Annotated in this window: 16 protein-coding genes; 9 read left to right on the top strand and 7 right to left on the bottom strand. The window is 76.4% G+C overall.

What is annotated here, in order from left to right:
* Positions 1-245 precede the first annotated feature (245 nt).
* Positions 246-1094 (bottom strand): SMP-30/gluconolactonase/LRE family protein, encoded by an 849-nt coding sequence (locus SNE206_RS28745; protein ID WP_407916423.1) that lies wholly within the window; start codon positions 1092-1094, stop codon positions 246-248.
* Between the two features lie 116 nt (positions 1095-1210).
* On the opposite strand from SNE206_RS28745, the gene SNE206_RS28740 reads away from it, so the two are divergent.
* From SNE206_RS28740 to SNE206_RS28730, 3 genes are all read left to right on the top strand, one after another.
* Positions 1211-2500, top strand: coding sequence for an NAD(P)/FAD-dependent oxidoreductase (locus SNE206_RS28740; RefSeq protein ID WP_407916422.1), 1290 nt, complete (start codon positions 1211-1213; stop codon positions 2498-2500).
* Between the two features lie 163 nt (positions 2501-2663).
* Positions 2664-3437 (top strand): DUF6585 family protein, encoded by a 774-nt coding sequence (locus SNE206_RS28735; RefSeq protein WP_407916421.1) that lies wholly within the window; start codon positions 2664-2666, stop codon positions 3435-3437.
* Positions 3438-3572: 135 nt separating this feature from the next.
* Positions 3573-4229 carry an HAD family hydrolase gene (locus tag SNE206_RS28730; protein WP_407916420.1) on the top strand — a complete coding sequence of 219 codons (657 nt, stop codon included), beginning with the start codon at positions 3573-3575 and terminating at the stop codon, positions 4227-4229.
* A gap of 44 nt (positions 4230-4273) precedes the next feature.
* On the opposite strand, the gene SNE206_RS28725 is transcribed toward SNE206_RS28730, so the two are convergent.
* Positions 4274-5452, bottom strand: coding sequence for an 8-amino-7-oxononanoate synthase (locus tag SNE206_RS28725; protein ID WP_407916419.1), 1179 nt, complete (start codon positions 5450-5452; stop codon positions 4274-4276).
* A 152-nt stretch (positions 5453-5604) separates the two neighbouring features.
* On the opposite strand from SNE206_RS28725, the gene SNE206_RS28720 reads away from it, so the two are divergent.
* The 3 genes from SNE206_RS28720 (at position 5605) to SNE206_RS28710 (ending at position 9174) form a co-directional block, all read left to right on the top strand.
* Positions 5605-7185 (top strand): PucR family transcriptional regulator, encoded by a 1581-nt coding sequence (locus SNE206_RS28720; RefSeq protein ID WP_407916418.1) that lies wholly within the window; start codon positions 5605-5607, stop codon positions 7183-7185.
* A gap of 255 nt (positions 7186-7440) precedes the next feature.
* Entirely contained in the window at positions 7441-8022 is a 582-nt protein-coding gene (locus tag SNE206_RS28715; RefSeq protein WP_407916417.1) for a TerD family protein, read from the top strand.
* Positions 8023-8127: 105 nt separating this feature from the next.
* Positions 8128-9174, top strand: coding sequence for a hypothetical protein (locus SNE206_RS28710; RefSeq protein ID WP_407916416.1), 1047 nt, complete (start codon positions 8128-8130; stop codon positions 9172-9174).
* On the opposite strand, the gene SNE206_RS28705 is transcribed toward SNE206_RS28710, so the two are convergent.
* From SNE206_RS28705 to pgm, 3 genes are all read right to left on the bottom strand, one after another.
* Positions 9143-11536: a SpoIIE family protein phosphatase gene (locus SNE206_RS28705; protein WP_407916415.1), complete on the bottom strand. Its 2394-nt coding sequence runs from the start codon at positions 11534-11536 to the stop codon at positions 9143-9145. The genes SNE206_RS28710 and SNE206_RS28705 overlap by 32 nt on opposite strands.
* 120 nt (positions 11537-11656) lie before the next feature.
* Entirely contained in the window at positions 11657-12235 is a 579-nt protein-coding gene (locus SNE206_RS28700; protein ID WP_407916414.1) for a PadR family transcriptional regulator, read from the bottom strand.
* Between the two features lie 45 nt (positions 12236-12280).
* Positions 12281-13921 carry a phosphoglucomutase (alpha-D-glucose-1,6-bisphosphate-dependent) gene (gene pgm, locus SNE206_RS28695; protein WP_407916413.1) on the bottom strand — a complete coding sequence of 547 codons (1641 nt, stop codon included), beginning with the start codon at positions 13919-13921 and terminating at the stop codon, positions 12281-12283.
* A gap of 436 nt (positions 13922-14357) precedes the next feature.
* On the opposite strand from pgm, the gene SNE206_RS28690 reads away from it, so the two are divergent.
* From SNE206_RS28690 to SNE206_RS28680, 3 genes are all read left to right on the top strand, one after another.
* Positions 14358-14735 carry a hypothetical protein gene (locus tag SNE206_RS28690; protein WP_407916412.1) on the top strand — a complete coding sequence of 126 codons (378 nt, stop codon included), beginning with the start codon at positions 14358-14360 and terminating at the stop codon, positions 14733-14735.
* Between the two features lie 217 nt (positions 14736-14952).
* Positions 14953-15555: a carbonic anhydrase gene (locus tag SNE206_RS28685; RefSeq protein ID WP_407916411.1), complete on the top strand. Its 603-nt coding sequence runs from the start codon at positions 14953-14955 to the stop codon at positions 15553-15555.
* A gap of 46 nt (positions 15556-15601) precedes the next feature.
* On the top strand, positions 15602-17071 hold the full coding sequence (locus SNE206_RS28680) for a SulP family inorganic anion transporter (protein ID WP_407916410.1): 1470 nt from the start codon (positions 15602-15604) through the stop codon (positions 17069-17071).
* 69 nt (positions 17072-17140) lie between these two features.
* On the opposite strand, the gene SNE206_RS28675 is transcribed toward SNE206_RS28680, so the two are convergent.
* Both SNE206_RS28675 and SNE206_RS28670 read right to left on the bottom strand, forming a co-directional pair.
* Positions 17141-17806, bottom strand: a complete 666-nt coding sequence (locus SNE206_RS28675) for a lactate utilization protein C (protein ID WP_407916409.1) — start codon at positions 17804-17806, stop codon at positions 17141-17143.
* On the bottom strand, positions 17803-18359 hold a 557-nt coding region (locus tag SNE206_RS28670; RefSeq protein ID WP_407916408.1), incomplete at its 5' end, for a lactate utilisation protein LutB domain-containing protein. The genes SNE206_RS28670 and SNE206_RS28675, both read right to left, overlap by 4 nt.

The following is an 18359-nucleotide window of genomic DNA, read 5'->3' as shown; positions in this document are numbered from 1 at the left end:
GGAGGGGCGGCCGCCGTCGGGGCCGCCCGGGGATCCGGCGGACGCGCCCGGACCGCAGAAGGCCGCCGGGGCGCACACGTCGACGCCGGGAGGGGGACGCAGACCGACGGAGCCGGCCGTCCCCGGTCGGCATCCTGCCACACGGGCCGACGGACCGTCCGGGCCTTTCCGGCCTCCCTCACATCCGCCGCCACCAGCGCCACGGCCGCGACCGCAGTCGGGCGGCGACCCCGTCCGGCCGGCGGCTACGGCCGCGCGGCCGCCGGAGCGGGCGCGGGCACCGCGAGGACCTGCCCGGTGCGGGCGGCACCGGCGGCAGCCGGACCGTTCCACTCGGCGGCGGTGATGTAGAGCGTCGGACTGCCGTCCGGGCCGCCGAGGGCGCACGAGAAGCAGCCGCGGTCGACCTCGACGGTCTGCAGCACCTCACCGCCCTCCCGCACCCGGACGCAGCGGCGGTCGGGCACGTCCGCGTACCAGAGCGCCCCCTCGGCGTCGAGGGCGATGCCGTCGGGTGCGGAGCCCTCGATCCGCGCCCACGTACGGCGGTTCACCAGGCCGCCGTCGTCGGCGATGTCGAAGGCGGTGATGCGGGCCGCGTACGACTCGGCGAGGAGCAGTACGGCGCCGTCCGGCGTGACGGCCATGCCGTTGGGGAAGGCGACGTCCGTGGCGACGGTGCGGGCGGTGCCGTCCGCGGCGATCCTGGCGACGAGGCCGGCGGCCGGGGCCTCGCCGGACATCAGGTCGAAGCCGATGCAGTTGGCGTACGCGTTGCCGCGGCCGTCCGCCGCGACCTCGTTCCACGGCCGGTCGCACAGGGCCCGGAGGTCGGCGAACGGGGTGAGGGTGCCGTCGGACCCGCGGTGCAGGAGGCGGCGGTCGCCGCCGGCGAGGAGCAGCAGGCGGCCGTCGGGCAGCGGGTCGATGCAGAACGGGAAGGAGTCGATGCCGCCGGCCGTCCCGCGGGTGCCGTCCGCGGTGAGGGTGAGGAGCTCCTGTGCACCCCAGTCGCAGACCCAGAGCCGCCCGTCGTGCCAGCGGGGCGATTCGCCGAGGACGAGGCCGTCGAGGAGGACGCGGGGTTCGGGCACGGCGGGCTCCTCGGTCGTCCGGCTGACGTCCCATCATGGCGAAGCCTTCGGACGGGTGGAAGGATTCCACGGGGCGGCGTGTCGGCCGCCCGTGGTCCGAGGGAGAGGTGCTCGCGTTGTCCGCAGACGCCGTCGTGATCGGTGCCGGAGTGATGGGCGCCTCGATCGCCCTGGAGCTGGCCAGGTCGGGTCGCCGGGTGGTGGTGGTCGACAAGGCCGGCGGGATCGGCCACGGGTCGACCTCGGCCTCCAGTGCCGTGGTGCGCTTCAACTACTCGACCTGGGCCGGGGTGGCGACCTCGTGGGAGGCGCGGTCGCACTGGGTGCACTGGCGCGAGCACCTGGGCGCGCCGGCCGGCACGGACGGGCTCGCACGCCTCGTGCCGTGCGGCCTCGCGCTGCTGGACGTCGACGTGCTGCCGCGCGACCGGTTCCTGCCGTCCTTCGACCGCGCCGGGGTGCCGTACGAGGAGTGGGACGCCGCCGAACTCGCCCGCCGGGTACCGGGTCTGGACCCCGGCCGCCACTGGCCGCCCCGGCAGCTCGCCGACGAGAGGTTCTGGGCGGAGCCGGAGTCGGCGCTGGGCGCGGTGTTCACCCCCGACGCGGGTTACGTCTCCGACCCCCAGCTCGCCGCCGCGAACCTCGCGGACGCCGCGCGGCGCCTCGGTGCGGAGTTCCGTCTGCGGCGCACGGTCACCGCGGTCGACCGGACCGGTGACCGCGTCCGTGCCGTCCGGCTCGACGACGGCGGGGTGATCGCCACTCCCGTCGTGGTGAACGCGGCCGGCCCGTGGTCCACCCGGGTCAACGAACTGGCCGGTGTCGGGGGTGACTTCGCCGTCGGGCTGCGTCCGCTGCGGCAGGAGGTGCACCGGGTCGCGGCGCCGCCCGGCTGGAACGGCATCGCGCTCGCCGACGTCGACCTCGGCGTCTACCTGCGGGGCGACTCCGGCGGCGGCCTGCTGGTCGGCGGCACGGAGCCCGCGTGCGACCCCCTGCACTGGGTGGACGACCCGGACGCGGTCGACCCCCGCGTCACGGGGGCGGTGTTCGAGGCGCAGGTGACCCGGGCGGCCCGGCGGCTCACCGGCCTGTCCGTGCCGAACCGCCCGAGCGGCGTCGTCGGGGTCTACGACGCGGCCGACGACTGGACGCCGGTCTACGACCGGACCGATCTGCCGGGCTTCTTCGTGGCGATCGGCACGAGCGGCAACCAGTTCAAGAACGCGCCGCTCGTGGGGGCCTTCCTGCGCGCCCTGGTCGACCACGCGGAGGACGGCAAGGACCACGACACCGATCCGGTGCACCTGCGGGGCCCGCACACCGGAGCGGAGATCGACCTGTCGGCGTTCTCCCGGCTGCGGCCGGGCGGTGCGGGCAACTCCGGTACGGTCATGGGCTGATACGGCGGCCGGGGCGGTCCGCCGGGGGCCGGGCGGCTCCGGGCGGGCGGCTCCGGCCGGCCGGGTCCGGGGGCCTCGGCGGGCACCCTGGACCTCCCGGGTCGGCTCCGCCACACTCGTCGCACGCGGGCGACGGCCGCCCGGGTACGAGGGGCGGAACGCGATGGACCCGTTGGCGGAGGAGAACCACGGCGGGGGCGGCGACGCGGAGGAGCGCGCGCTCGGTGCGCTCGTCGGCAGGTGCAGCGGCGACACGAAGGCCGCCGGCCGCACCGACGCGGTCGGCGGGGTGTTCTGGGCGGTCGTACCCGTCGGACTGCTGGGTGCCGGCCTGATCGCCGGCGCCCCCGTGCTGACGCTGATCGGGGCGCTCGGCACCGGCCTCGTCCTGCTGTTCGCCCTGCGCGGCCGGGGCTCGGCGGGCCGGGGCTCGGCGGGCCGGGAGGCGGCGCAGCAGTTCTCGGTGCACGAGCTGGGCGTCGTCCACACGGTCGGCGAGCGGGCCGAGGTGGCGCGCTGGGGGGACGTCAACGAGGTGACGGTGTTCTCCCTCGCGGGGCCCGTGCCGATGCACGGCTGCTACCTGACCCGCGGGGACGGGCACCGGATCGTCCTCTCCACGCAGCGGCTCCGGGGCCTTGCGGAGCTGCTGCCCCGCATCGAGGAGGAGGTCGCGCGGGCGCAGCTGCCCGCGGCGATGGCCTCCGTCGACGCGGGCGGGACCGTGGTCTTCGGCGACCTCCGGCTGGACGCCGCCGGCCTGGCCGTCGGGGGGCGCACGCTGCCCTGGGACGAGGTCGGCCGGGTCACCGTCGAGAACGGGAAGCTCGGGGTGCACCGGCTGGTCGGCGGCCGCTGGTACCAGCGGGAGCTGATGCGCTTCCCGAACCTGGAGCTGTTCCGCGTGCTGGCCGACCGGCAGACGCCTGTCCGCTGAGCCCGCCTGTCCGCTGAGCCCGCCGGGCCGTACGGCCCCGTGCGCGGGGTGCGCCCGCCCGGGGCCCGCGGGGTCCAGGCCGCAGCGGCCGCCCTGCCCGCCCGGGCGGCGCGGCAGCCGTGGTATCCAGGCAGGATGACGATTTCCGGGCCGGACGCGGTGCCCTTCGAGGCCGTGCTGTGCGACATCGACGACGTGATCCGCTTCTACGACGTCACGGAGGTGACCCGGCTGGAGCACGCGGCGGGCCTGCCGGTCGGCAGCACGGCGGCGGCGGGCTTCGCCCCGGAGCGGGGCCGCCCGCTGGTGCTCGGCCTGCTGACCAGGGACGCGTGGGTGGGGGCGACGGCGGCCGCGCTCGCCGACCGGGTGCCGCACGACCTGGCCGTCGGGCTGGCCGCGGCGTTCGCCGGGGCGCCGTTCCGCGCCGAACCCGAGGCGGTCGGCCTGCTGCGCCGCGCGCGGGCGCACTGCCCGGTGCTGCTGGTCACGAACGGCACGCCGTGGCTGGACGAGGACCTGGCCCGGGTGGGCCTGGACGGCCTCGCGGACGGCGTCGTCAACAGCTCCCTGGTGGGCGTCGCCAAGCCGGACGCCGGGATCTACCTGATCGCCGCGTCGCGGGCGGGGGTCGACCCGGCCCGCTGCCTGTTCGTCGACGACCGGGCGGAGAACGTGCAGGCCGCCGCCGCGCTCGGGATGGCCACGGTGCACTACCGCGGCCCGGCGGACCTCCGGGCGGCGCTGGCCCCGCTGCTGGGCCCGGCGGTGGAGGCGCCCGCCGGGCCGTGACCCCTCGTGGCCCGGCCGGCGGCCCGGCCGGCCCCGGAGGCGGATCAGCCCTGCGGGCGGGTCGCCGCGATGATCCGTACGGCGTCGGCGATCTGCGCGTCCGTCAGGTCGCCGCGGGCGGTCAGGCGCAGCCGGGAGATGCCGTCCGGCACGGACGGCGGGCGGAAGCAGCCGACGGCGAGGCCTGCGGTGCGGCAGTCCGCGGCCCAGCGGACGGCGGCCTCGGGGCCCGGGGCGCGGACGGAGACCACGGCGGCGTCCGGGACGGAGGCGTGGAGCCCGGCGGCGGTGAGCAGCGCGGAGAGCCGGTGCGCGACCTCGCGGGCGCGGTCGGCGCGGCCGGGCTCGGCGCGCAGCAGGCGCAGCGCGCCGAGGGCGGCGCCGGCCGCGGCCGGGGCGAGGCCGGTGTCGAAGATGAAGGTGCGGGCGGTCTCGGTGAGGTGCCTGATGACGCGTCGGGGGCCGAGGACGGCGCCGCCCTGGGCGCCCAGCGACTTGGAGAGGGTGACGGTCGCGACGGTGTCGGGTTCGCCCGCGAGGCCTGCCGCGGCGAGCGCGCCGCGCCCGCCGGGGCCGACGACGCCGAGGCCGTGCGCGTCGTCGACGAGCAGCGCGGCGCCGTGGGCGCGGGCGGCGGCGGACAGGCCGGCGATCGGCGCGGCGTTGCCGTCGACGGAGAAGACCGAGTCGGAGACCACCAGGGCGCGCGGATGGCGGCGCCCGGCCAGCACCGTGCGGACGGCGTCGGGGTCGGCGTGCGGCGCGCGGTGCACGTCGCTGCGGGCGAGGCGGCAGCCGTCGATGAGCGAGGCGTGGTTGTACGCGTCGGAGACGATCAGGGTGTCGGGGTCGGTCAGCGCGGTCAGCGCGGCGAGGTTGGCGGCGTAGCCGGAGGAGAGCACGAGGGCGGCCTCGAATCCGCAGAACGCGGCGAGTTCGTCCTCGAGTTCGGTGTGCAGTGCGGTGGTGCCGGTGACCAGGCGGGAGCCGGTGGCGCCGCCGCCCCAGCGCAGCGCGGCGTCGGCGGCGGCGCGGGTGACGGCGGGGTGGCGGACGAGCCCGAGGTAGTCGTTGCTCGCGAGGTCCAGCACGGGGTCGTCGGCGGGGCGGCTGCGCAGGGTGCGGGTGAGTCCGGCGCGGGCGCGGAGGTCGGCGGCCTCGTCCAGCCAGTCGAAGACGGCGGTCGGCGTGCGGGTCGGCTGCGGCGCGGTGGGGTGGACCATGGCCGCACTCTGGCATGCGTCGGCGAGGGGCGGCAACGTGCGCCTGCGCACACGCGGCGCCGGTGCGCGGTGCGCGCGTAGACTCCCCCGACCGGCGGGGCCGGGCGGGCAGGGCCCGGCCGGTGGGGCCCTGCCGGTGGAGGGGAGACCTGGTGGACGACGGCCGCCTGACGGTGCGGGACGTGCTGGAGCTGGAACTCGTCGCGCCGTGGGGGGCCGAGGTGGCGGCCTGCCCGGCCCTGCTGGACCGGCCGGTGCGGTGGCTGCACGTGGCGGAGGCCGCGGACGTCGCGGTGATGCTGACCGGCGGGGAGATGGTGCTGACGACGGGTCTGCTGCTGGCGGGCGACGAGCAGGCGCAGACCGCGTACGTCGAGTCGATGCGGGAGGCCGGCGCGGCGGCCGTGGTGCTGGGGCTGGGCCGGGCGTTCTCGACCACCCCGGAGGCGATGCGGCGGGCGGCGCGGCGGTGCGGGGTGCCGCTCGTGGTGCTGCACCGCCCGGCGTCGTTCGCGCGGCTCACCGAGGAGGTGCACGCGAGGCTGCTGCACGGCCGGTACGCCGCGCTCGACCTGTCGGACCGGCTCGGCGGCTCCCTGTCTGCGCTGAACCTGTCGGGGGTGCCGCTGCAGCGGCTCCTCGACGAGATCGCCGGGTACGCGGGCTGTCCGGCGGTGGTGGTGAACCTGGCCCACCGGGTGCTGGCGTCGGCGGGCGATCCGGCCGCGCTCGGCGATCTCCTGCGCGACTGGGAGCGGGTCTCACGGCAGGTCTCCGAGCTGCAGGGCAACGGCCCGGTGACGCTCGGCCCGGACGGCTGGATCACGGCGCGGCTGGAGGCGCGCGGGCGCCAGTGGGGGCATCTGGTGCTCTTCGGCCACCAGGGCGGCGAGGAGATCGGCCGGGTGCTCGGGCGGCGGGCGGCGGAGGCGCTGGCGGTGCACCGGCTGCTCGGCGACCGGGAGATCGGCCGGCAGCGCGGCTGGGAGGACCAGGCGGCGGAGGCCCTGCTGAGCGACCTCGCCTCGGGCACGGTGCACCCCGAGCAGTTGCTGCCGAGGCTCCGGGCGGCCGGGCTGCCCACCGAGCGCCGCACGCTGGTGCCGGTGGTGCTGCGGCGGTCGTCCGGCGACGGCGCGGTGTGCGGTGCGGCGCGGCGGGCGCTGGAGGAGGAGTCGCTGGCCGGGCTGGTCGCCCGGATCGGGCCGGACGGCACGGTCGCGGTGCTGGTCAGCGTGCCGCCGGAGCGGAACGCCGACACGGAGGTGGACCGGCTCGCGGTGCGCCTGCAGGAGCGGGCGCCGGGGGCGGTGATCGGGGCCGGTTTCGGCTGCCTGGTGCTGGACGAGGTGCGCCGTTCGTTCCTGGAGGCGGTGCACGTCGCGGACGCCGCGGTGGCGGGCCCGCCGTCGGGCCCGGTGGCCCGTCTGCGGGACGTGCGGCTGCGCGGTCTGGTGCGGCTGCTGCGGGACGAGCCCGAGCTGCAGGCGTTCATCGGCCGGGAGCTGGGGCCGCTGCTGCGGCACACGGAGCTGCTGGACGTGCTGCGCACCTACCTGCGGACCGGCCGCAACAAGTCGCTGGCCGCGCAGGAGCAGCACGTGAGCCGCCCGGCGCTCTACCGGAGGCTGCAGAGCATCGAGGCCCTGCTCGGCATCGACCTGGCCGACCTGGAGCAGCTGACCTCGCTGTACGTGGCGCTGCTCGCGCACGACGCGCAGCGCGGCCCGTAGCGGCCCGTAGCAGGCCGTAGCGGGTGGCGGGCACGGGGGCGGGCGGAAGGTGAGCGGGGTGTCCGTCCGCGGCTCCGGGGGTTCGGGACCGGCCCGCGGCGGGTAAAGTCCGGGCAAAGAACCGGGCGCCGGGCAACGCGCACGCGCTGCCGGGAGTCGCCGCCGCTCCGGAGGGGAACGCCGTACTCGTCGGCCGGCGACCACCGGCCGCCCGGCGCAGCACGGCACGCACAGAGCGGAAGGGTGACGCACCCGATGACGGTGAACCTCGGCAAGGGCCAGAAGGTCGACCTCGGCAAGCCCGGAGGGGGCACGCTGGAGGTGGTCCGGATGGGCCTCGGCTGGCAGGCCGCTCCCCGGAAGGGCTTCTTCGCGAAGCTCATGGCGCGCGACATCGACCTGGACGCGTCCGCGGTGCTCTTCGCGGGCCGCGAGCCGGTGGACGTCGTCTACTTCCAGCACCTGACGAGCTCCGACGGCTCGGTGCGGCACAGCGGCGACAACCTGACCGGCGGCGCCGGCCGGGGCGCCGACGACGAGACGATCACGGTGAACCTGGCCCGGGTGCCGAAGAAGGTCGACCAGATCGTCTTCACCGTGAACTCCTTCACCGGCCAGACCTTCCAGGACGTGCAGAACGCCTTCTGCCGGCTGGTCGACGACTCCACCGGCCAGGAGCTCGCCCGCTACACCCTGACCGGCGGGGGCTCCAGCACGGCGCAGATCATGGCGAAGGTGCACCGGTCGAACGGCGGCTGGCAGATGACCGCGATCGGCGCCCCCGCCGACGGGCGGACGTTCCAGGACGTCATCCCCGCCATCGAGCCGCACCTCTGACGGCGGACCGCCGCGCGGGTCCGCCGGGCCTGCGCGCCGCCACGGGCGCAGGCTGTCAGTAGGACCGGGAGGCCCGCGAGGGACGGCACGGCAAAGGCGGTGGCGATGGACGGCGGCGGGCCCGAGACGACCGCGGCACCCGGCACGCCGCCGTCCGGCCGCGCGCCCTGGCCCCCGATCGACCTGCTCGCCCGGATCCGGCGCGATCCCCGCCACATGCCCGAACGGGCCGCGCTCTTCGCCGTCGACCGGATCGGCGCGGAGTCGTCCGAGCGGCTCGCCCGGCTGCGGCGCACCGGGAAGCCCCGGCGGGAGGTCCTGGAGACGGTCGTCGCCCACGGGGTCCGGACGGCCGTGGTCGACGGTGCCTTCGTCGGCGGGCCGTTCATGGCGCTGGTGCCCACGGCCTTCTGCGCGGCGCTCCTCGCGCAGGGCCGGATGGTCATGGAGATCGGCGAGCTGTCGGGCCGTCCCGCCACCGATCCGGCGCGGGCGGCCGACCTGCTGCTCCTGCAGGGGGTGTACCCGACGGTCGAGGAGGCGCGGTCGGCGCTCGACGCGCTGCCGCCGGACGACGGGCCGCCGCCCGGGCGCCGGATGTCCCTGCGGGAGTGGGTGCGGGTCGTCGTGCGGATGGCGTACGTGCTGGGCGTCGTCACGCCCTCCGCCCCGGAACCCGCGCCCGGGCCGCGCCCGGGCCGGTACCTGCGCTGGGTCGCCATCGCCCTGCTGGTCGCCGTGGGGATCCTGCTGCCGTTCGTCTGGGTGCCGGTGCTGGGGTTCGCCTACCGCTCGGCGACGCTGCGTCTCGCCGAACGCGCCATCACGCACTTCGGCGCCTCGCCCGGGGACGAGGACGCCGAGGACGCCCCGGACGGCGGGCGGCCCCGGCGCGGCCGGATACGGCCGCTCGCCCTGCTGGTGGCGCTGCGGACGCTCGCCGCGCTGCTCCTGCCGTTCATGGCCGCCGTCCTGCTGGTGGTGAGCGGCGGCCGGGTCGCCGGGCACCGGTGGCTGGCCGTCGGTGTCGGGCTGGTGGTGGTCTCGCTGATCTCCTGCGTGGTGTGGCGGTTCCGCCAGTGGCGGCGCACGTCGGGGCGCAGCCGCCCGGCGGTCGGGCTCACGCCGGGGGCGGGTCCTCCGCCGGGGTGATCTCCTGCTCCGTCCAGATCACCTTGCCGCCGGGGGTGTAGCGGCTGCCCCAGCGGCTGGTGAGCTGGGCGATGAGGAAGAGTCCGCGGCCGCCCTCGTCGGTGGGCCGGGCGCGCCGCAGCCGCGGCTGGGTCTGGCTGGGGTCGGAGACCTCGCAGATCAGCCGCTCGTCCCTGATGAGGCGCAGCACGATCGGCCCGCCGGCGTAGCGGATGGCGTTGGTGACGAGCTCGCTGACGATGAGCTCGGTGGTGAAGACCAGGTCGTCGAGGCCCCAGGTGGTGAGCTGCGCGGCGGCGGTGGAGCGGGCGTCGGCGACGGCGGCCGGGTCCACCGGGAACTCCCGGCTCAGGACGGAGCCCTCGGGCAGGTTGCGCACCCGGGCCAGCAGCAGGGCGAGGTCGCTGCCGGGCGGGTGGGTGAGGATCCGGGTGAGCACCTCGCGGCCGAGGCCGGCGACCGGGGCGGAGGGCTGCGCGGCGTCCCGCAGGGCGTCGCCGAGCATCCGCACGGCCTTCTCCTCGTCCGCGCCGGCGCGTTCCAGCAGGCCGTCGGTGAAGAGCGCGAGCAGCGTGCCGGGCGGCACGTCGACGCTGACGGGCTCGAACGGGGCCGAGCCGGCGCCCAGCGGCGGACCGGGCCGCAGGGCGAGCGGGGCGGCGGGCCCGGCGGGGGTGGCGACGACGGGCGGCCGGTGGCCCGCCGAGGCCACCGTGCAGGTGCCGTCGGAGGGGTCGTAGACGGCGTACAGGCAGGTGGGCCCGCCGGCCGGGGCGGCGCCCGGCTGCGGCAGCCCGTCGGCGCGCAGGTGCAGGGCGAGGTCGTCGAGGTGGGTGAGGAGTTCCTCCGGCGGCAGGTCGAGGTCGGCGAGGGTCCGGACGGCGGTGCGCAGGCGGCCCATGGTGGCGGTCGCGTCGAGGCCGTTGCCGCGGGCGTCGCCGACCACGAAGGCGACCCGGGCGGACGACAGCGGGATCGCGTCGAACCAGACCCCGGAGATCTGCGCGGACGTGCCGGCGGGCACGTAGGTGCCGGCGGTCTGCGCCGCGCCGACGTCCAGCAGCGGGCGGGGCAGCAGGCTCTCCTGGAGGTTCTGCACGAGGTGGTGCTCGCGGGTGTAGCGGCGGGCGTTGTCGATGCTGAGGGAGGCGCGCGAGCCGATCTCGCCGACCAGGGTGGCGTCGTCCGCGTCGAACGCGGGGCGGTCGGCGGTGCGCCACAGGCCGAGCGCGCCCAGCACCAGGCCCCGGGCCTGCAGCGGCAGCACGAGGAAGCTGCTGGCCCGGCCGGGCAGCAGGAGCCGCTCCCGGTCGGTCTGCCCGGAGACGGTGACGCGGAGCTCGTCCATGTCGACGATCCGCACCAGGCCGCTGCGCAGGTAGTCGCTCTCGCGGGCGCGGACCCTGATGGTGGCGCCCGGCGGGTGCACCTCCTCCGGCCAGGTGCCGTCCGCGGAGGCGACGGCGGCCCGGCGCAGCGGCGCGTCGATGAGGAACTCGCCGGGCTCCTCGCCGCGCAGCACGACCTCGGTGAGGTCGACCGAGGCCAGGTCGGCGACGGCGGGGACGAGGGCCGCGACGAGCTCCTCCGCGCAGCGGGTGACGTCGAGGGAGCGGCCGATGCCGCGGGCCGCCTCGTCGATGACGTCGATGCGGCGCTGCGCGGCGTGCTGCGCGGTGACGTCGGCGAAGCTCAGGAGGGCGCCGACGATGCGGCCCGCCGGGTCGCGCATGGGCATGGCCGACAGGGACAGGATGCGTTCGTCCGCCGGGTCGCGCCGCAGCCGGACGGGCCGCACCCAGTCGTTGAAGGGTTCGCCGGTGGCGACGACGGCCGCCGTCCGGGCCCGGATCCCGGCGGCGTCGGCGGGCAGCAGCACGCTGTCGAGGCCGGCGCCGGGCCCGGCCGGGTCGGGCTGCGGGGGCAGGTTGGCGCGGACGAGGCGCAGCTCGGTGTCGAGGACGAGCAGGCCGATCCGGGTCTGGCCGAAGAGCGCGGCGAGGAGCGCCTGCTCCTGCTCCCGGTGGCGGGCGGCGGCGGTGGGTGCGAGGTGCACGAGGGCGAGGGTGCCGTCCGGGCCGTGCAGCGGCCGGATGCGGAGCCGGACGGGCACGGAGAAGCCGTCGCGGTGGCGCAGGATGGCGTCGGCGCCCGTCCGGGCCGTGTCGTCGGCGGGCGGCGGCCACGGGGTGCCGGGCGGCAGGAGCAGGTCCTGGACGGGGCGCCCGTACAGCTCGGCGGGGGTGCGGCCGAGCAGTGCGCCGGCGGCGGGGCTGCAGGCCGTGATCCGGGCCCCGCCGTCGACCACCAGGGTGGCCTCGCCGTGCGACGGCGGGGCCGTGTGCTGTGAGCCGTTGTGCATCCGCGGGTCCTCACCGGCCGGAGTTCGCCCGTTGTCCGCCCCCGGACACCATTGAACACCCGGGGGCGCCGCGTGCGCCGGGCGGAGCCGCGGCACCGGGGCGGCGCCGGGGCCTGCCGGTCAGGGGCCGCCGGGCGCCGGGGCGGGGCGGTCCGGCGCGGTGCCGCCGGGGCCGGGCAGGGCGGCCAGGGCGGCTTCCAGCCAGTCGATCCAGTGGGTCTCCAGGCCGAGCCCGGCCTGCAGCACGACGTGGTGGAGCCGGCTCGCCTCGTCGGTCCGCCCGGGCGGGAAGTCGCGGAGCTCGATGGCGCGGTACTCCTCCAGCTGGGCCCGGTGCAGGTCGAGGTGGCGGCGGAGCTCGCCGGCCAGGGCGCCGCCGGTGCCGGTGGCGGCGGCGGCCCGCAGCCGCAGCAGGAGCGGGTCGCGGGCGGGCTTGGGGTCCTGCGGCTCGGTGATCCAGGCGGCGAGCGCGGTGCGGCCCTCGGGGAGCACCTCGTACTCCTTGCGGCGGCCGCGGCTGGGCGGCTGGGGGACGGCCCGGATCAGGCCGTCCTTCTCCAGCCGCCCCAGCTCGCGGTAGATCTGCTGGTGCGTGGCGGACCAGAAGTAGCGGATCGACTTGTCGAAGCGCCGCGTCAGCTCCAGCCCCGAGGACGGTTTCTCCAGCAGGGCGGTGAGGATGGCGTGCGGCAGCGACATGGGGTCGATCCTAGGGCGCGGTGCGCGGCGCGCGGCGCCCCCTGCTCAGGAGTCCAGGGCCTCCCCCACCAGGGCCCGGGCCTCCTCCTGCACCCGGGCGAGGTGCGCCTCGCCGTGGAAGCTCTCCGCGTAGATCTTGTAGACGTCCTCGGTGCCGGAGGGCCGTGCGGCGAACCACGCGTTCTCGGTGCAGACCTTGAGGCCGCCGATGGCGGCGCCGTTGCCGGGGGCCTCGGTGAGGACGGCGGTGATGGGCTCGCCGGCGAGGCTGTCGGCGCGCACCTGGCTCGGCGAGAGCTTCGCGAGGACGGCCTTCTGCGCGCGGTCGGCGGGAGCGTCGACGCGGGCGTAGGCGGGGGCGCCGAAGCGGCCGGTGAGCTCGCCGTACAGCTCGGACGGGGTGCGGCCGGTGACGGCGGTGATCTCGGAGGCGAGCAGCGCCAGCAGGATGCCGTCCTTGTCCGTCGTCCAGATGCCGCCGTCGCGGCGCAGGAACGACGCGCCGGCCGACTCCTCGCCGCCGAAGGCGACGGTGCCGGAGAGCAGGCCGTCGACGAACCACTTGAAGCCGACGGGCACCTCGACGAGCTCCCGCTTCAGCTCCCCGGCGACCCGGTCGATCATCGAGGAGGAGACCAGCGTCTTGCCGATCCCCGCCTCGGCGGGCCAGTCGCGGCGGTGCCGGTAGAGGTAGTCGATGGCGACGGCGAGGTAGTGGTTGGGGTTCATCAGGCCGCCGTCGGGGGTGACGATGCCGTGCCGGTCGGCGTCGGCGTCGTTGCCGGTGGACACCGTGTAGGCGTCCTTGCGGCCGATCAGCGAGGCCATCGCGTACGGCGACGAGCAGTCCATCCGGATCCTGCCGTCCCAGTCCAGCGTCATGAAGCGCCATGCCGGGTCGGTGACGGGGTTGACGACGGTGAGGTCGAGGCGGTGCGTCTCCGCGATCCGGCCCCAGTACGCGACGGAGGCGCCGCCGAGCGGGTCGGCGCCGATGCGCACGCCGGCCGCCCGGACGGCGTCGAGGTCGAGCACGGCCGGGAGGTCGTCGGTGTAGGCGCCGAGGAAGTCGTACCGGCCGGTGGTGTCCGCGGCCAGCGCACGCGCGTACGGCACCCGGTGCACGCCCTTGAGGCCGGCCTCGATGAGGGCGTTGGCCCGGTCCTGGATCCAGCCGGTCGCCTCGGACCCGGCCGGGCCGCCGTTCGGCGGGTTGTACTTGAAGCCGCCGTCGGCCGGCGGGTTGTGCGAGGGGGTCACCACGATGCCGTCCGCCAGCTGCTTCGGCGCGGAGCGGTTGTGGGCGAGGATCGCGTGCGAGACGGCCGGGGTGGGCGTGTAGCCGTCGGAGGTGTCGAGCAGCACGGTGACGCCGTTCGCGGCGAGCACCTCCAGCGCGGTGGCGCGGGCGGGCTCGGAGAGCGCGTGGGTGTCGATGCCGAGGAAGAGCGGCCCGGTGGTGCCCCGGGCGGCCCGGTACTCGCAGATCGCCTGGGTGGTGGCGGCGATGTGGTCCTCGTTGAAGGCGGTGGCGAGCGAGGAACCGCGGTGCCCCGAGGTGCCGAACGCGACCCGCTGGCCCGGCTCGGCCGGGTCGGGGTGCAGCGTGTAGTAGGACGTCACCAGCCGGGCCACGTCCACCAGGTCCTGCGGGGCGGCGGGCTCCCCGGCTCGTACGTGCACCATCTCTTCGCTCTCCTCCTCGACGTGGCCCGGCGCGCGGCCGGGCCGGGCCCCGGTCCTGGAACCCCACTCTCACCTACCCCGTGTGCGCGCACGCATGCGACGCGCGTTCCCGTTGTGCCGCCGGGGCACCGGTGGGACGGCCGGGGGTACCGACGGGACGGCCCGGGCGCCGGTGGGACGGGCCGGGCGGGCCCCGGCTCCGCGCCGGTGCAGGGTTCCCCGCCCGGGGCTCACCCGGGCGGGGGACACCACTCCCGTGCGCCCTTCCTGCTCCCCCTCACGCTCCGTCACCGTTGCTCACGGTGGAACCGCTCGGACACAAACCGATCCACCGCATTCCCTCACACGGGGTACATCCACCGGAAACTGATCGGTCATCAGATTCGTTTATCACCATGAGCATGTACACCGGCCGGCCGACGGAGGGAGGGCACCGGTGCGAACGAAGACCACCATCAGGGCCCTGCTGTCCGCGCTGCTCGGCGCCGTCCTGCTGCTCGCGGGCGCCGAGGTGTCGGACGCGCTGACGCCCCGCCAGCCCGTGCCGGCCGTCGGCACCGCCGTACCCGCCGAGCGGTCCGACACCGGGAAGGACCTGCCCACCGGGCTCTCCCAGCGGCACGGGCCGCACGCCGCCGCACGCCACCTCCCCGGCACCTCCGCCGCCCTGCGGCCCGCCCGCCCCGACCACACCGCCGCCACGCCCGCCCGGCCGGCGTGCGCACCACCGGCCGGCCCCTCCGGGGCCACGCCCTACCCGTCGAGACCCACCGGCGGCACCACCGCCTCCGTGTTCCAGGTCTTCCGCTGCTGAGCTGACCCGGGCCTGCCCGGCACCCCGGCGGGCGGTGCGCCACCGCACCGCCCCGGGTCCACCGCCCCTGCGCGCCGCACCCGTCGGCGCCCGGCCGCCGCGGCACGCCCCCGTAGCCCAGCACCGCCGCCCGCCCTCCGGCGGAACGGCGCACAGAAACCCTGGTCCACCGTCCGCCCCCGCGCACACCGCGCCGGGGCCATGGAGGTATGCCCCGATGGATCCCTTGAGGGACCGCGCCCGGTCGTTCCGCGACCGCGCCGCCCGTGACGGCCGCGAGTTCTCCGGACTCGCCGCCGGCCAGCAGCCGCAGGCACTCTTCGTCACCTGCTCCGACTCACGCGTCGTCCCGTCGCTCATCACCGGCGCCGACCCCGGCGACCTCTTCGAGCTCCGCACCGCCGGCAACATCGTGCCGCCGTACCGGGCCGACCGGCCGACCGGCGAAGCCGCCACCGTCGAGTACGCCGTCGAGGTGCTCGGCGTCCGCGACATCGTCGTGTGCGGCCACTCCCACTGCGGCGCGGTCGGCGCCCTCGTCCGCGGCGACGACCTCAGCGCCGTGCCCGCCGTCCGCGCCTGGCTCGCGCACAGCGACCCGGTGGCCCTCGCACCGGCCCCCGCCGACCTCTTCGACCCCACCGTCGCCGGACCGGTGCAGCGCCACGTGCTCGCCCAGCTCGACCGCCTCCGCGGCTACCCCGGCATCGCCCGGCGCACCGCCCAGGGCCGACTGCGCCTGCACGCCTGGTTCTACGAGGTCCACACCGGACTCGTCCTGGCCCACCGACCCGGCCCCGATGCCTTCCTCCCGCTCTGAGCGGCCCTCCAGCCGGCCGTTCCACGACCGACCCCAAGAGGACCTGATGTTCCGTAGAACCCCCTCCGTCCCCGCACTGCGGGCGGACTTCGCCGCCTCCCTCGTCGTCTTCCTCGTCGCCCTGCCGCTCTGCGTCGGCGTAGCCGTCGCCTCCGGCGTGCCCGCCGAACTCGGGCTCGTCACCGGCATCGTCGGCGGCCTCCTCACCGGCATGCTGCCCGGCAGCAGCCTCCAGGTGTCCGGCCCCGCCGCCGGACTCACCGTGCTCGTGTACGAAGCCGTCACCGAGTACGGCCTGCCCGCGCTCGGCGTCATCGTGCTCGCCGCCGGCCTGCTCCAGCTGCTGATGGGCGCACTGCGCCTCGGCCGCCTCTTCCGCGCCATCTCCGTCTCCGTGGTGCAGGGCATGCTCGCCGGCATCGGCCTCGTCCTCGTCGCCGGACAGCTGTACGCGGCAGCCGGGGCGAAAGCACCCGGCAACGGGCCCGCCAACATCGCCGGACTCCCCGGCCTGGTCGCCGACACCGCCGGATCGGCCGCCGGCCGGGCCTCGCTCGCCGTCGGCGCCGGCACCGTCGCCGTGCTCGTGCTGTGGAAGAAACTGCCCGCCCGCGTCCGCGTCGTACCCGCGCAGCTCGCCGCGGTGGCACTGGCGACCCTCGCCGTCGCCGCCCTCGACCTGCCCGTCGGCCGGATCGAGGTGAAGGGCCTGCTCGGCGTCGTCCAGCCGCCGGGCACCTCCGCCTTCGACGTGCTCACCGAGGTCGGCGCCCTGGCCACCGTCGTCGCGTTCACCCTCATCGCCTCCGCGGAGAGCCTCTTCAGCGCGGCGGCCGTCGACCGGCTGCACGACGGCAGGCGCACCGACTACGACCGGGAGCTCATCGCCCAGGGCGCCGGGAACACCGTGTGCGGGCTCCTCGGCGCCCTGCCCATGACCGCCGTCATCGTCCGCAGCGCCGCGAACGTGCAGGCCGGCGCCCGCACGAAAGCCTCCCGGGTGCTGCACGGCGCGTGGCTGCTGCTCTTCGCGGCCCTGCTGCCGGCCGCACTCGGCGTCATCCCGCTCGCGGCCCTGGCCGGCGTGCTGGTGCACGCGGGCACCAAGCTGCTGCCGGTGAGCACCCTCCGGCCGCTGTGGCAGTCGCACCGCGGCGAGGCGGTCGTCCTGGTGGCGACCGCGGTGGCCATCGTGGTGACCAACATGTTCGAGGGCGTGCTGATCGGCCTGCTGCTCGCGGTGCTGAAAACCGCGTGGGAGACCTCCTCGGTGCACCTGGAGGTCGACGACCGGCCCGGCGGCGCCGTCCGGGTGACGATCTCGGGCAACGCCACGTTCCTCCGGCTGCCCCGCATCCTGGACACCCTGGAGGCCCTCCCCCGCGACCGCGCCATCGAACTCGACCTGGCCGCGCTGCGCCACCTCGACCACGCCTGCCGGTCGGCCCTGCAGGACTGGGCCGGACGGCACAGCACGAAGGGTGTCGACCCCGTGCACGCCCCGGCGCTGCACTGAGCCACCACCGGCGTCCCGGCCTGCCGGGCCCCGCCCGACGGCGCGGCAGGCCGGGGCGCCGGCACCCCGCTACGGCTGATCGCCGTCGGACGGGCCAGGCCCGACGATCACGACGTCCAGGGTGCGGGGGCCGTGCACGCCCTCGACGCGGTCGAGTTCGATGTCGCTGGTGGCGGACGGCCCGGAGATCCAGGTCTGCGGTCGGGCCGGGTCGAGCAGCGGCAGGGCCCGGGGAAGGGAGGCGACCACCTGGTCGGCACGGACCACGCAGACGTGGTGGTCGGGCACCAGGGTCAGCAGACGGCGGCCCTGCCCGGGCCCCGCGTCGAGCACGATCGTGCCGGTCTCCGCGACGGCGAGGGCGCAACCGGTGACCACGCTGTCCGTGGTGTCGAGGCGGCGGGGGGTCAGGGTGCCGTCGTCGTGGAGCTGTTCGACCCCGGCGGCCCCGGAGAGCCAGTGGGACGGCAGGCCCGGCGGAACCGCAAGGGTGCGGGTGCCGCGGTCGGCGAACAGGCGGGCGAGGACGGCGGGCAGCGCGTCGTCGGTGGTGCGGTGGACGTGCGCGCGGTAGTCGGTGAGGTGGTCCGCGAGCAGGTCGAGGAGAGCTGGCCCGTCGGAGGTGTGGGCGGTGCGGTAGGTGCGCTCGATGCTGCCGGCCCCCTCCTGCTCCCGGTCGGGGACATCGGTGAGGGCGGCGCGGATGCGGGCGAGGATCTGCTCGCGGGAACTCATCGGTCCACCTCGGGAGTACGGTTCTTCTTCCACCAGTCGCGGAAGGGTTCGGCGGGCAGCTCGGGCAGGTCGCGGGTGTCGGTCCAGGCCTTCGCCGGACCGACCGGCAACCGCCGGGGATGCAGGGCCCGGGTCTTCGCAGCGACACGCTCCGCCGCGCCCAGCGCGGCGGGATGGTCCAGCAGCCAGGTCGCGGCCTTCATCACGGCCCGCTCAGCGTGGTGACCGCCCGATCCGACGGCCTGCTCACGCAGATGGACCAGCACCTCGGGGATGTCGATCGCCACCGGACACACCTCGTAACACGCCCCGCACAACGTCGACGCGAACGGCAACGACGCATCCACCTCACTCTGCAACCCCCGCAACTGCGGAGTGAGGATCGCCCCGATCGGCCCCGGATAGGGCGAACCGTACGCATGACCCCCCGCCCGCTCGTACACCGGACACACGTTCAGACACGCCGAACAACGGATGCAGCGCAGCGCCTGCCGGCCGACCTCGTCGGCCAGCGTCGCGGTACGGCCGTTGTCGAGCAGCACCAGATGGAACT

The sequence above is a fragment of the Kitasatospora sp. NE20-6 genome (genome assembly GCF_045862635.1).
Note: the sequence above shows the minus strand (reverse complement) of the source record. Positions and strands in the feature narration are given on the sequence as shown.